Genomic DNA, 12,075 nt, shown 5'->3' with positions numbered 1-12,075 from the left:
CACATGTGGCACCCAACTGGCGGCATCGTGCTGATCTCCGACCCGCGTGTCGCCGCGACCCCCCTCCACGACAACGGCGAGCCGCTGGCCGACGTCCGTGGCCGGCTACGGGTCGATCACCGGATGGCCGACCCGGAGGGCGCCTACGCCCACCTCCGTCAGGGCCTCGTCGACCGGTTGGAGCGTGCCGAGCGATCCCTGCCGGACGGGTACCACCTCCTGATCGTCGAGGGACACCGATCCATCGCGTCGCAGCGCCAGATCTTCGACGGCTACCGGGCCGAGCTGGCCGAGCGCTTCCCCGGTCTGACACCGGACGAGCTGCACGCCGCCACCAGCCGCTACGTCTCGCCCGTCGAGGTGGCCCCGCACACCGCCGGCGCCGCCGTCGACCTCACGCTGTGCGACCCTGACGGGATCGAGTACGACATGGGCACGGCGGTCAACGACACACCCGAGCAGAGCGGCGGCCTGTGCTACACGGCGGCCCCGGACCTGCCGGAGATCGCCCGCCGGCACCGCAAGATCCTGGCCGGGGCGCTGGAGCCGGTGGGCATGGTCAACTACGCGACAGAGTGGTGGCACTGGTCGTACGGGGACTGCTACTGGGCCTTCACCACCGGAGCCTCCCACGCTCTCTACGGGCCGACGTCACTCTGATCACCTGCGCCTGCCCGCTGCCGCTGTCCTGACGACGGCGACTGTTCTGACGGCGGTCCTGGCGACGGCGCAGGAAGAGGCGCCGCCAGTCAGAGGCGTCCAGGGGCGCAGGGAGTGGCGCTCGCGTTGGCCGGCCTCGATGGTGGCTCGCCTGGCCGCCAGATTGCTGCCGTCACGCGCGAGGTCTGGACATGGCCCCTGCCCTGGAAGCGGGGAAGGCTCGCCGGTATTCGGTGGGTGTGATGCCCACATGCAGGGCGAAATGGTGGCGGAGATTGTTGGCAGTGCCCAACCCGCTGCGCTCGCTGATGTGGTCGATGGGCAGGTCGGTGGTTTCGAGAAGGATTTGCGCGCGGGCGAGACGCTGATGGAGCAGCCACTTCATCGGGCTCGTGCCGGTCGAAGCCTGGAGGTGCCGGTGAAAGCTGCGGGCGCTCATTCCGGCGCGCGCGGCCAGGTCGCCGACGGTGAGCGGACGGTCGAGATTCTCCAAGGCCCAGTGCAGCACAGGGGCGATGCTGTCGTCGGTCAGGGCGATGGCGCGTTCCACGAACTGGGCCTGGCCGCCCGGCCGATGGGCGGGAACCACCAGGCGCCGGGCCAGCTGGTTGGCCACCTGCGCGCCGAGGTCCCGGCGGACGATGTGCAGGCACAGGTCGAGGCCGCCGCTGAGGCCGGCACTGGTGAGCACATCACCGTCGTCGACGTACAGCGCGGAGTCGTCGACCCTCACTTTGGGAAACCGCTCAGCCAGGACATGAGTGTGTTCCCAGTGGGCGGTGGCGGGGCGGCCGTCGAGGAGTCCCGCGGCAGCGAGCCCGAATGCGCCGTTGCAGAGCGAGACCATGCGGGCCCCCGCGGCTCCGGCCCGCCGAAGCGCACTGATCACCTCTGCGGGAAGCTCGCGGTCGCCCCTCACGCACTCCTCCGGCACGGCCGGGACGATCACGGTATCGACCTTCTCCAGCTCGTCCAGTCCGTATGGCGCGTTCAGCGCGAACCCTGGCCGGGGGGCGGAGATTCCGGGACGCGTCCCGCACAACCGCAGGTCGTACCACGGGTTCGCGAGATCGTCATGGGCCACGCCGAAGACCGCTGAGGCGATGCCCAGCTCGTACATGTCCCACATGGGGATGATGTCGTCGATCACGACCAGCGCGATGGAACCAGCACTCACGAGCACACCCTCTGGCAGGAATTTGGCGAATGTCGGCGCTCCTGCCAGTGTCGGACGGCGCCGCGCGCTGCCATGGTGGTTGACCGTCGTGACGAAAACGGACAGGGAAGAGACGGACGTGGCAGGAACACCGATCACAGTCATCGGAAGGGGGCTGACCGGCCGGGCGCCCTTCGTGAACACCGGCCGCCGGCAGTCGCTCGCCCCGGACGGCACACGAAGCCTCTGGAAACGGCATTGCCTGTGCGCGGCGCGTTTAACAGGAGCTTCGTGTGCCGGTGATTCACCTCAGCAAGCTTCGGTGACACCACTGGTGGGAAGGAGTCGGCTGCAGTGATTTCGCGCCGGTCGGCCGGCTAGCTCTCCCACTCGTAGAGCCCGAGGACGTTGCCGTCAGGGTCGGTCACGTAGGCGAAATAACCCTCGGCGAGGGGCAGGTGAACCTTCTCGGTCACGATTCCACCGCCTGCCTTGACCAACTGCTCGATCTTCTCGTCGATGTTCTCGACTTCGATGAGAATGGTCGGCTGCGTGATGCCGATGTCGCGCGTCACCACGCCGCCATTCACCGAACCGGGCTGCAGCGGAGTGTGCCTGTCGCCCGTCTGGCTGGTATAGGCCATGCGGAAGCTGAGCGCGTCGCCTCCGTCCTCCGGGTGCCTGGGCTGGATGTCCCAGCCGAATACGTCGTTGTACCACTCCGAGGCCCGGTCGATATCGCGCACCGGCACATCGAACCAGAAAACCTTGTTCATTTTCATTCTCTTTCTTCGGTCGTTCGGCGTTCGTGAAGAACACTATGAGAACTCCGAAGAGGCAGACAAGTACTGACTTAATAGTAAGCACCTACGCCATGGTTAGTGGGAGGAGACGATCGTGCGGCAATATCCTGCGGCATGCGGCCTGGGTATCGCTCTGGCGGCCATTTCCGGTAAATGGAAGGCGACGATCCTCTGGGAGCTGCACAGTCGGCCGATGCGCTTCGGCGCACTGAGAAGGCGCATCCCCGGCATCAGCGAGAAGGTTCTCTTCGAACAACTCCGGGCGATGGAGGCGGACGGCCTGATACGGCGCGACGTCTTTGACGAAGTGCCGTCCAGGGTGGAATACACCGTGACTCCGGCCGGCGCTTCACTCAACGCCACAGTCCACGCCCTAGCTGAATGGGGTCTCGAGCATGTTGCCGACGTCAGGGACATGGTCACTGCTGAGGCGGGCTGACTGTCCAGCGCCATCGGCGCCGCCGGTTCGTCGAACGCATCCTGGGGCCGTCGATCCTTGGGAAACCGCTCCGTTCCTGAGCCGTCGAAGGCGAAGGCATGGTGGAGGCGCGATCGTCCAAGGTCTGACCGAACGAGGAAGAGCGGTGATCACGTGATGAAGGCGGTGCGGTTCCACGCATACGGTGGGATCGACGTCCTGCGGGTGGAGGAGGTGGAGCGCCCGGCACCGGGTCCCGGGCAGGTGCTGGTCGAGGTCCGCGCGGCCGGGATCCAGCCCGGCGAGGTGATGATCCGGGAGGGCGACGCGGCATGACCGCTGGCCGGCGACGTTCTCCTCCGGGCAGGGCAGCGACCTGGCCGGCGTCGTGGTGGAGGTCGGTCCGCAGGCGCGCGGCTTCTCGGTGGGCGACGAAGTCCTCGGCTTCACCTACAACAGAGCGAGCACGCGGAGTTCGTCGCGGTCGACGACGTGAATCTGGTCTCGCGTCCGGAGGGGCTGTCCTGGGACGTGGCCGGGTCGTTGTACGTGGCCGGCACGACCGCGTACGCCACCCTGTTCGCGGTCGCCCCCGGACCGGCGGACACGGTCGTCGTATCCGGCGCGGCGGGTCGGCGTGGGGTCCCTCGCCGTGCAACTCGCGCGGCGCCACGGTGATCGGGCTGGCGAGCGAGCCGAACTACGCCCGGTTGAAGGACCGCGGTGTCGTTCCGGTCGAGTGCGGAGAGGGTGCGGCCGAACGGATCCGGCAGGCCTCCGGCGGGAACGTGGACGCGTTCATCGACACGTTCGGCGCCGGCTACGTGGAGCTGGCAGTGGAGCTGGGCGTGCGGCCCCGAGCGGATCGATACGATCCGCGACTGGCGGGCCGCGGCCAAGGCCGGCGCACGGACTACGGAGAAGGCTCGGCGGCTTGCGCGGCCGTGCTGGGCGAACTGGCCCGGCTCGTCGCGCGCGGTGAGCTCGAGGTGCCGATCGCCCGCACCTACCCGCTGCAGCGGGTGCAGGACGCCTTCCGCGAGCTGGAGCAAGGGCACACCCACGGCAGGATCGTGCTCCGGCCCTAGTGAGGGTGGCTGTCCTGGCGACGGTGGCGGCGGACGGTGTGGCGGCTGAGCGCGGTCTCCCGGTCGGCGGCCAGCAGTGCGCCCGCGTGCGCCGTGAAGACAGCCGCGACGAGCCTCACGTCGTACTCCTCCCAAGGACGGCCGGGGAGCGAGTTGAGCACCCGGTCGCCGGCGAGCCCGGCGAACAGCCGCCCGCTCATGGCCGCCAGCCCGCTCATGCGGAAGCCACGTCGGCTGTCGCCGGCCGGTCTGATCGCATCATCCTGCTCCCACCCTCGGGATGCGAATGGCCGCCGCCAGAGCTGCCCGCTCTCCGTCGCCGCGTAGAACGTGCAGTCCGCCATCGCCAGCCCCGTCGCACCCGAAGGCGCCGCATCGAGGTCCGCCCACGTGTCCCCGCCGTCCCACCAGACGAGCCGCCCCGTGTCGGTCAGCCCGTACAGTCCCACCGGAAACCCCGCCGCAGCCTCCCTCGGCACCGCCAGCGCGACCACGTTTCCGGCGGCTCGGTGCGGCTCAAGGCCCTCGGCGGCTCGGTCCGCTCAAGGCCTCGGCGGCTCCCTCGAACCCAAGGCCCTCCGCTGCTTCCTCGAGCCCAAGAACCTCGAGCGCCCCTTGGAGGTCTTCGACCGGCGCAGCAGATACGGCGGCGGGTGGTGAACGGCACGCTGACCAGGATCGGCGCGGCCGGCACCGCCTCGCGGACCACGAAGAAGACCTCGTTGCCCCGGGCAGGGCGCCTCGCCGGGCAGCCCTTGCGGCGATGGCACCTCGAACCCGAACCGCGTCCGGTAGAGCGAGCTGGGCCAGTCGGCGCCGATCTCCAGCTCCCAGCCGGGCGTCGCGGCACCGGTGAACACGACCCGATCGCTCGCCACGTCGGCCACCTTGACCGGCGCGGTCTCGGAGACGAAGAAGGGCAGTGTGTCGCCCTGCGCGCACGAGGTCGCCCGGGCGTAGGCCCACACGGTCAAGCGACGGGCGCCGTCTCGGTCGGGGCGTTTCCCATGCGATTCGAAGCTCCCTCGGGACAGGGACGGGGATGCCATGCCACGCTTACTGGAAGGATTCTTAACAGTTGCGTCTGGTCGGCAGCTTTCCACGCCGTCGGGGCCGCACATGAGTAAGCGGTTTCCCGCCGCCTTGGAGGGCTCTGGCCTAGTGTCTTTCCGGGGGCGTCCGTGGTGCTGGGGTCCACGTGGACGGCCCACAATGCGCACGTCACGGCGGTAAGCCAGGGAGCCGGAGGAGCGTTCCCCTGGACGGTGGCTGGCCCCGTGCGGAGGGTGGGCGCTCCCGTGCCGGCCGTAAAGAAGAAAGAGGGGTGTGGGAACGGCGGCGAAGATGGGTGAAGCGGTTCGCTGGGGAGCACCAACGGGCACAAACCACAAAAGAACGGTACGGAGGTGGTTCCCTGCGCGCGCTGTGAGGTGGGTCGTGGCTTTGCTGATCGGGATCGAGGAAGAGTACCTCGTCGTCGATCCTCGCACCCGTCAGGTCGTTCCCCGGGCGGCCGAGGTCCTGGCCAGAACCTCAGGGGCGCTCGACGTCGACCAGGAGATCACCCGCTTCCAGGTGGAGGCCCGCACGGCGCCGACCTCCGATCTGGACGCGCTGGCCACCGACCTGCGCCTGACGCGCAAGGACGTGGCCGGGGCGGCGCGGTCGTGCGGCCTGTCCGTGATGGCCAGCGGCTGCCCCGTCCTCGGCGAGGTCGCCCGGCCCCCGCTCGGCGACGACGCCCGCTACGAGCACGGCCGCGACCTCTACCGCGCCCTCCAGGACGAGAGCAGCATCTGCGCCCTGCACGTCCACGTGGACGTCCCGGACGACGAGCACGCCGTCTACGTCGGCAACCACCTGCGCCCCTGGCTCCCCACGCTCATCGCGCTCGCCGCGAACTCGCCGTTCTTCGCGGGCCGTGACACCGGTTACGCCTCCTGGCGCGTGATCAGCTGGGGCCGGTGGCCGGTCTCCGGCGCCCCGCCGTACTTCTCCTCGTACGCCGCTTACCAGCAGTCCCTGCGGGCACTGACGGAGTCGGGGGCGCTGATGGATCCGCGCACGGTGTTCTGGGACGTGCGCCCGTCGCCCCGGCTGCCGACCGTCGAGGTGCGCGTCACGGACGTGCCACTGGACGTGGGCGACAGCGCCACCATCGCCGGCCTGGTACGCGCCCTCGTCGTGACGGCCCTGACCAGGGTGGACGACGGTGATCGCGGCCCGCCCGTTCCACCGGAGGTCCTCAGGGCCGCCTACTGGCGCGCCGCTCGCGACGGCCTCGCGGGCGACACCCTTGACCTCCGGGATGGCACGCTCGTTCCCGCGCCGGTGCTGGCGCGCCGCCTCCTCGACGATGTACGGCCGGCGCTGGCGGAGGCGGGCGACCTCGGGCTCGTCAAGGACGGGCTGAACCGGCTCCTCCGAAGAGGCTCAGGCGCCACCCGCCAGCTCCGCACCCACGCCGCCACCGGCGACCTGGCGAAAGTGGTGGATGACCTCATCCATGGCACCGCCGCCTGACATCCTCCGCGCTTCCCGACACGAGCGGCGCCCGCAGCGCGGAGCCCCGGTCACGCCCCTTCTTACCGACGGGCCGGCCTCTTACCGACGGGCAGGCTTCTTACCGACGGGCCGGCCGCGCATGCGGCATGCAGGTGCCGTGGGACGGGCGGCATCCTCGAAGTTCACGCAACCTCAGCCCAGCACCGCCCCTTACGGATAGTCCTCCTCCACCTCCACACCCTCCTGCTCCAGCGCCTCCTTGATGACCCGGAACGCGAGGCCGGACGGGTAACCCTTCCTGGCCAGCATGCCGGCGAGGCGGCGGGTGCGGGTCTGGGGGTCGAGGTTGCGGGTGGAGGCGAGCTTGCGGTCCACGAGGCGGCGGGCCGTCTCGGCTTCCTGGTCGGGGTCGAGCCGCTCCACGGCCTCGTTCACCGTCTCCGAGTCGACACCGCGGTGGCGCAGCTCGGCGGCCAGGGCGCGTCTGGCGAGACCGCGGCCATGGTGACGCGAGTCGACCCATGCTTCGGCGAACGCCTCGTCGTTGATCAGGCCCAGCTCGGAGAACCGGTCGAGCACCGCCTCGGCCGCCTCATCCGGTACGTCGCGCTTGCGCAGGGCCTCGGCGAGCTGGGCGCGTGTCTTGGGCGCCATCGTGAGCAGCCGCAGGCAGATGGCCCGCGCCACCGACTCGGGATCGGCCGGAGGCGCGGCTGCCGCGGGCGACTCCTCGTCGGGCCCATCAGACAACCAACCCCGTCCCGCGCCACCGGACCGCCTCCCGCGCCCGCCACGCCCAGACCCGGAACGTCCACCACCGGAACGTCCACCACCGAAACGTCCTCGCCCGGACCGGCGCCCAGGACTCGCCCGCCCCTCCTCGGACGCGCCGTCGCCCACACCGTCATCGACCCCGCCGCCCCACAGCGACCCTGTGCTGGTGCCAGTGGCGTGCATGTCAGCGCTGGCTTCCATGGTGCTATTGGTGCCATCGGGACCCGCGCTTGTGTTGTCGATGGGACGAGCGGTGTCGGCGCTTGTGGTGTCGACGGGGCCAGTGGTGTCAGCGCTTGTGGTGTCCATGGGGCCAGTGCCGTCATCGGTTGTGTCGGTCCACAGTGGCTTGGCGCCGGCGTTGTCGCCGGCCGTGCCGTTGCACGGTGCTTCGACGGTCGCGCCGTCGCCGGCTCTGTCCGTCCACGACGATTCCCTGCTCGGAGTCGCAGACTCGTCCGGCTGCGATTCCTCCAATGGCGACCAGCTGCCAGAAGGCGGCTCGGCCACGAACGGAAGAGCGGTGTCGGCGGATTGCCCGGCGGTCGCAGGTGTCTCGGTATCCCGGAATGGCGTGGTCGCTCCGGCAGCCCAGAACGGGTGGATGTGGTCCGATGACTGTGTCGGCCAGGCAGGGGTGTCATCCTCCATGCCATCCGGGTGGACGGCTTCCGTTGCCTCATGGAGGGATGGGGGCTGGATGTTCTGGTCGTTGAGCTCCTGGAGGTGGGCTTGCTGGTCCGGCGGGGAAAGGTCGGGCTCCGGGGTGGTGGAGGTGGCGCGTTGTCTGCGCTGTTCGTGCCATTCGGTCAGTGAGGGCCAGCCGTCCACCGACGGCGAGACGTCCCCTCCTTGACCGCGAGCGCCACCCTGCTCCTGGCTCCTCGAAGGGCCCGAAGCGTCGTCCGACGAGAATCCGCGCCTCCGACGACCGTTCGCCGCGTCCTGGCCCTGGCCGGAAGCCGCATCCGAACGACGGCCGGAAGCCGCGTCCGTACGACGGCCGGATCGGGAAGTGCCGGACCGGGAAGTCGAGGACGAACCGGACCTGGAAGTGGAACCGGAACCTGATGTGGAGGCGGAGCCGGACTCGCCCCGTCTGCTCGTACGGCCGGCGGATGAAGGAGAGACGTCTGGCCAGGCGCCCCAGTCGCGATCGTGGGGCGCCGGGTCCTTGCCGCTCATGCCGAGGCCGATGGCCGGTGTTCACTCATGGGTGGCCGATCAGACGTCACCGGGCTTCGGCGCGGCGGCGGCCTTCGAGCCGCGGCCCGTGGGAGCAGCCGCGGTGGCCGGGGCCGGCGGGGCGGGCGGAGCGGTTTCGGCCGGGGCGTCGACGCGCGGACCCACGCCCAGCTTGTCCTTGATCTTCTTCTCGATCTCGTTGGCCATGTCGGGGTGGTTCTTCAGGAAGTTGCGGGCGTTCTCCTTGCCCTGGCCGAGCTGGTCGCCCTCGTACGTGTACCAGGCGCCGGACTTGCGGACGAAGCCGTGCTCGACACCCATGTCGATCAGGCCACCCTCGCGGGAGATGCCCACGCCGTAGAGGATGTCGAAGTCGGCGACCCGGAAGGGCGGGGCCATCTTGTTCTTGACGACCTTGACGCGGGTGCGGTTTCCGACCGCCTCCGTGCCGTCCTTGAGGGTTTCGATGCGGCGGATGTCCATGCGGACCGAGGCGTAGAACTTGAGCGCCTTACCACCGGTCGTGGTCTCGGGCGAGCCGAACATGACGCCGATCTTCTCGCGAAGCTGGTTGATGAAGATCGCGGTGGTGCCGGTGCTGTTGAGGGCGCCGGCGACCTTGCGCAGCGCCTGCGACATGAGGCGGGCCTGGAGACCGACGTGGCTGTCGCCCATCTCGCCCTCGATCTCGGCCTTGGGCACCAGCGCGGCCACCGAGTCGATGACGATGATGTCGACGGCGCCGGACCGGATCAGCATGTCGGCGATCTCCAGCGCCTGCTCACCGGTGTCGGGCTGGGAGACGAGCAGCGCGTCGGTGTCGACGCCGAGCTTCTTGGCGTACTCGGGGTCGAGGGCGTGCTCGGCGTCGATGAACGCCGCGATGCCGCCAGCCCGCTGCGCGTTGGCCACCGCGTGCAGGGCGACCGTGGTCTTACCGGAGGACTCCGGTCCGTAGATCTCGACGATCCGGCCGCGCGGCAGGCCGCCGATGCCCAGCGCCACGTCGAGAGAGATGGAGCCGGTGGGGATCACCTCGATGGGAGCCCTGGCGTCATCGCCGAGGCGCATGACGGAGCCCTTGCCGAACTGCCGCTCGATCTGGGCGAGGGCGGTCTCGAGGGCCTTCTCGCGGTCGTTGATAGCCATGGGAGCTCCCCCTGAAGGGTTGTGGTCCGATTCAGTCGAGTGAAAGCTACGGCCTGCCACCGACATTTTTCTGTGGGTCGTCGGGGAGGGCGGAGTCCCCGGCGTCTCTCATGGTAGCCGAACGGCTGTTCGATCACACCGGTAACACGCGGCCCGCGCGATGCGAGGGGCCGATGGCCTTCGGCGGGAGATCTTGGGCGCCTGCCGTCGAAGTGGGAGCGATCGAGGAACGGCGAATCACGCGGTGGCGGCTCGATCGCAGACGAAGCAGAACTCGTTGCCCTCGGGGTCGGCCATGACCTGGAAGGCCCCTTGATCGTCAATGACCGTCTCGCCGATCCGCGTGGCGCCCAGCCTCAGCGCGCGGGTGATGGCCGGTTCGATCGCGTCGACTTCGATGTCCAGGTGCAGCCGGTTCTTCACGGCCTTGTCCTCGGCGACCGGCTGGAACGCCAGCCGTACGCCACCGGGCGGTTCGACATGGGACCAGCCACGGGCGCGATTCACCGGGTCGCCGCCGACGAGGGCGGCCCAGAAGCGCACCAAGCTCTGCGGGTCCCGGCAATCCACCACGATCTGGCTCAGGCGCACGTGCATGACGGCCAGAGTAGCGATCGGCAAGAAGGCCTGATGAGCGGTGACGTGCCGCGACGCTACGTCCGGATCGATCGTATATGCGATGGTTTGCGGCGTTCGTGTTGCCAGCCGTCATGGGGTGGGGAGACTCAAGGGCAGAGGGTTGGAGGCGGCGACGTGGCGAACACGTACACCGGGGAACGGCGCGCCCATCTGGAGGCTCTCGCCGAGCTGCTGCCCGAGCAGGGGCTGGTGAGCCGCATGATTGGCGGCGACGACCCGATGCTCTGGGTCTGGCATCCGGACACCGGGCGGCAGACGATCATCTTCGCCACCCCCTCGCGCGGGGGATGGATCTTCCTGTGGGCTCCCGGCGGTCAGGGACGCGTGGAGGAGCTGGCGCGCACGGCCGGCGCGCTGAGGCGGACGCTCGACGCGTCCCCCCGGTGACGTTTCGAGGTCACCGGAGTGACGACGCCACGTTCTCCACCTGGCAGACCGCTCGCCAGACGCTCTTCGCGCTCTCGCCCTCGGCCAGCGCCTGCGTGACCGTGCGGCCGCCCAGGGGCGCCAGCACGTAGTCGCGGGCCCACGAGTCGGCGTAGGTGTCGCCGAAGTGGGCGCGCATCCGTCTCCAGAACTCGGTCAACCGCATCACTCAAGTATGGGACCACCGGCGGCATGGGTAGGACACCCGCATGGCCAAGACTCACAAGTCCTCACCCCCGAAGACCGCCAAGATCAAGGCGAACCGCGCCAGGCGCCGCGTGTTACGCCTGGCGCAACGTCTCGCCGTACAGAAGGACAAGGCGGAGAGGTCCGAACGGCACGCCGGCACCAGGCAGGCCCCTCGCGCGGGCGAGCCGAGGACACGCCGGGCATCGCGGCGATAGGGGCCGTTTCACAGGATGCCGAGCCAGTCGTTGGCGGGCTCGGTCCGCTCGTCCGATGACGGTCTTCCGGTACGCGCGGAGCGCGTCGGCGTGGTCGATGCTGCCGTGATGACGGAACCGCCGCCGGCCCCGCTCACCCCGCGCCCCGCTCCCGGCTGAGGGAGCGCAGAGTGTCGGCGCGGCGGACGCGCTGGGCCAGGCCGCGGTCCAGGGTCGGCATCTCGCGGGCCGGGCAGGGCTCGTCGCGCAGCTCGGCGGCGAGAATGCGGTCGAGGCGGAAGCCGCGCCCGGCTCGGCGGCTACGGCACCAGCCGATGAGATACCACGATCCGGAGGCGGTCAGCAGGCCGCCCGGCTCGACTTCGCGCTCGCTCCTCCGCTCCGCGGAGTCGGCGTACCGGATCCACACCACGCGCTGCCGGGCCACCGCCTGCTCGATGACCGGCAGGACGTCGGGGGCGGTGCGGGCGGGCAGCACGTGGATGCGGTCGGTCAGGGCGCGCACCTCCTCGGCGGCGGACTCGCTCAGCGCGGCGGCCAGCTTGCGCATCGCGGCCGGGCCCGCGGCCGAGAACGGCGTGGTCTGCTCGGCACCGGCCAGCGCGGCGGCCACCGCGAGCGCCTCGGTCGTCGTGAGGTTGATCGGCGGCAGGGAGGTGTCGCGGTCGATGAACCAGCCGCCCTGCCGCCCCGCCTCCATGCGCACCGGCACGCCGGTCTCCATCAGCGCCTGCAGGTCCCGCTGCACGGTGCGACGCGCCACGCCGTACCGTTCGGCCAGCCAGCCCACCGTGCGCGGCCGGGGCGCCGCGGCGCGCAGCTCCTCCACCAGGGCGTAGAGGCGTTCGGTACGGTTCATGGCGTTGTT

Annotated in this window: 14 protein-coding genes; 6 read left to right on the top strand and 8 right to left on the bottom strand. The window is 70.0% G+C overall.

The window, feature by feature from the left end:
- The first annotated feature begins 3 nt into the window (after positions 1 to 3).
- Positions 4 to 660, top strand: a complete 657-nt coding sequence (locus AB0H64_RS34430) for a M15 family metallopeptidase (protein ID WP_357632978.1) — start codon at positions 4 to 6, stop codon at positions 658 to 660.
- Positions 661 to 832: 172 nt separating this feature from the next.
- Here the strand turns inward: AB0H64_RS34430 and AB0H64_RS34425 are convergent, their stop codons facing one another.
- Positions 833 to 1,981, bottom strand: coding sequence for a helix-turn-helix domain-containing protein (locus AB0H64_RS34425; protein ID WP_357632975.1), 1,149 nt, complete (start codon positions 1,979 to 1,981; stop codon positions 833 to 835).
- 212 nt (positions 1,982 to 2,193) lie between these two features.
- Entirely contained in the window at positions 2,194 to 2,592 is a 399-nt protein-coding gene (locus AB0H64_RS34420; RefSeq protein WP_357632972.1) for a VOC family protein, read from the bottom strand.
- Positions 2,593 to 2,713: 121 nt separating this feature from the next.
- Here AB0H64_RS34420 and AB0H64_RS34415 point away from each other — a divergent pair, with 121 nt between their 5' ends.
- The 3 genes from AB0H64_RS34415 (at position 2,714) to AB0H64_RS34405 (ending at position 4,125) form a co-directional block, all read left to right on the top strand.
- On the top strand, positions 2,714 to 3,058 hold the full coding sequence (locus tag AB0H64_RS34415; protein ID WP_357632970.1) for a helix-turn-helix domain-containing protein: 345 nt from the start codon (positions 2,714 to 2,716) through the stop codon (positions 3,056 to 3,058).
- Between the two features lie 165 nt (positions 3,059 to 3,223).
- Entirely contained in the window at positions 3,224 to 3,373 is a 150-nt protein-coding gene (locus tag AB0H64_RS34410; protein WP_357632967.1) for a hypothetical protein, read from the top strand.
- 338 nt (positions 3,374 to 3,711) lie between these two features.
- Positions 3,712 to 4,125, top strand: a complete 414-nt coding sequence (locus tag AB0H64_RS34405; RefSeq protein WP_357632966.1) for a zinc-binding dehydrogenase — start codon at positions 3,712 to 3,714, stop codon at positions 4,123 to 4,125.
- Here AB0H64_RS34405 and AB0H64_RS34400 read toward each other — a convergent pair.
- Positions 4,122 to 4,574 (bottom strand): hypothetical protein, encoded by a 453-nt coding sequence (locus tag AB0H64_RS34400; RefSeq protein WP_357632963.1) that lies wholly within the window; start codon positions 4,572 to 4,574, stop codon positions 4,122 to 4,124. The genes AB0H64_RS34405 and AB0H64_RS34400 overlap by 4 nt on opposite strands.
- A 988-nt stretch (positions 4,575 to 5,562) precedes the next feature.
- Between AB0H64_RS34400 and AB0H64_RS34395 the strand changes: the two genes are divergently transcribed.
- Positions 5,563 to 6,648 carry a glutamate--cysteine ligase gene (locus AB0H64_RS34395; protein ID WP_357632961.1) on the top strand — a complete coding sequence of 362 codons (1,086 nt, stop codon included), beginning with the start codon at positions 5,563 to 5,565 and terminating at the stop codon, positions 6,646 to 6,648.
- Between the two features lie 192 nt (positions 6,649 to 6,840).
- On the opposite strand, the gene recX is transcribed toward AB0H64_RS34395, so the two are convergent.
- From recX to AB0H64_RS34380, 3 genes are all read right to left on the bottom strand, one after another.
- A complete protein-coding gene (gene recX / locus AB0H64_RS34390; RefSeq protein ID WP_357633091.1) occupies positions 6,841 to 7,587 on the bottom strand; it encodes a recombination regulator RecX in 747 nt (248 codons plus the stop codon).
- Positions 7,588 to 8,628: 1,041 nt separating this feature from the next.
- Positions 8,629 to 9,738: a recombinase RecA gene (gene recA, locus AB0H64_RS34385; RefSeq protein WP_357632958.1), complete on the bottom strand. Its 1,110-nt coding sequence runs from the start codon at positions 9,736 to 9,738 to the stop codon at positions 8,629 to 8,631.
- A 237-nt stretch (positions 9,739 to 9,975) separates the two neighbouring features.
- Positions 9,976 to 10,335, bottom strand: a complete 360-nt coding sequence (locus tag AB0H64_RS34380) for a VOC family protein (RefSeq protein ID WP_357632956.1) — start codon at positions 10,333 to 10,335, stop codon at positions 9,976 to 9,978.
- A 156-nt stretch (positions 10,336 to 10,491) separates the two neighbouring features.
- Here AB0H64_RS34380 and AB0H64_RS34375 point away from each other — a divergent pair, with 156 nt between their 5' ends.
- A complete protein-coding gene (locus tag AB0H64_RS34375; RefSeq protein ID WP_357632954.1) occupies positions 10,492 to 10,764 on the top strand; it encodes a hypothetical protein in 273 nt (90 codons plus the stop codon).
- Positions 10,765 to 10,774: 10 nt separating this feature from the next.
- On the opposite strand, the gene AB0H64_RS34370 is transcribed toward AB0H64_RS34375, so the two are convergent.
- Together AB0H64_RS34370 and AB0H64_RS34365 are read right to left on the bottom strand one after the other, a co-directional pair.
- A complete protein-coding gene (locus tag AB0H64_RS34370) occupies positions 10,775 to 10,969 on the bottom strand; it encodes a DUF3046 domain-containing protein (RefSeq protein ID WP_310710463.1) in 195 nt (64 codons plus the stop codon).
- Positions 10,970 to 11,340: 371 nt separating this feature from the next.
- On the bottom strand, positions 11,341 to 12,066 hold the full coding sequence (locus tag AB0H64_RS34365; RefSeq protein WP_357632951.1) for a WYL domain-containing protein: 726 nt from the start codon (positions 12,064 to 12,066) through the stop codon (positions 11,341 to 11,343).
- Positions 12,067 to 12,075: the final 9 nt, after the last annotated feature.

Source organism: Nonomuraea sp. NPDC050733, assembly GCF_040654215.1.
Classification (GTDB): Bacteria; Actinomycetota; Actinomycetes; order Streptosporangiales; family Streptosporangiaceae; genus Nonomuraea.
Note: the sequence above shows the minus strand (reverse complement) of the source record. Positions and strands in the feature narration are given on the sequence as shown.

Bases quoted from the DNA above. Each gene is read 5' to 3' on its own strand.
- AB0H64_RS34430 (WP_357632978.1), top strand. From the start codon at position 4: ATGTGGCACCCAACTGGCGGCATCGTGCTGATCTCCGACCCGCGTGTC.
- AB0H64_RS34425 (WP_357632975.1), bottom strand. From the start codon at position 1,981: ATGACTGTGATCGGTGTTCCTGCCACGTCCGTCTCTTCCCTGTCCGTT.
- AB0H64_RS34420 (WP_357632972.1), bottom strand. From the start codon at position 2,592: ATGAACAAGGTTTTCTGGTTCGATGTGCCGGTGCGCGATATCGACCGG.
- recX (WP_357633091.1), bottom strand. From the start codon at position 7,587: ATGCACGCCACTGGCACCAGCACAGGGTCGCTGTGGGGCGGCGGGGTC.
- recA (WP_357632958.1), bottom strand. From the start codon at position 9,738: ATGGCTATCAACGACCGCGAGAAGGCCCTCGAGACCGCCCTCGCCCAG.
- AB0H64_RS34380 (WP_357632956.1), bottom strand. From the start codon at position 10,335: ATGCACGTGCGCCTGAGCCAGATCGTGGTGGATTGCCGGGACCCGCAG.
- AB0H64_RS34370 (WP_310710463.1), bottom strand. From the start codon at position 10,969: ATGCGGTTGACCGAGTTCTGGAGACGGATGCGCGCCCACTTCGGCGAC.
- AB0H64_RS34365 (WP_357632951.1), bottom strand. From the start codon at position 12,066: ATGAACCGTACCGAACGCCTCTACGCCCTGGTGGAGGAGCTGCGCGCC.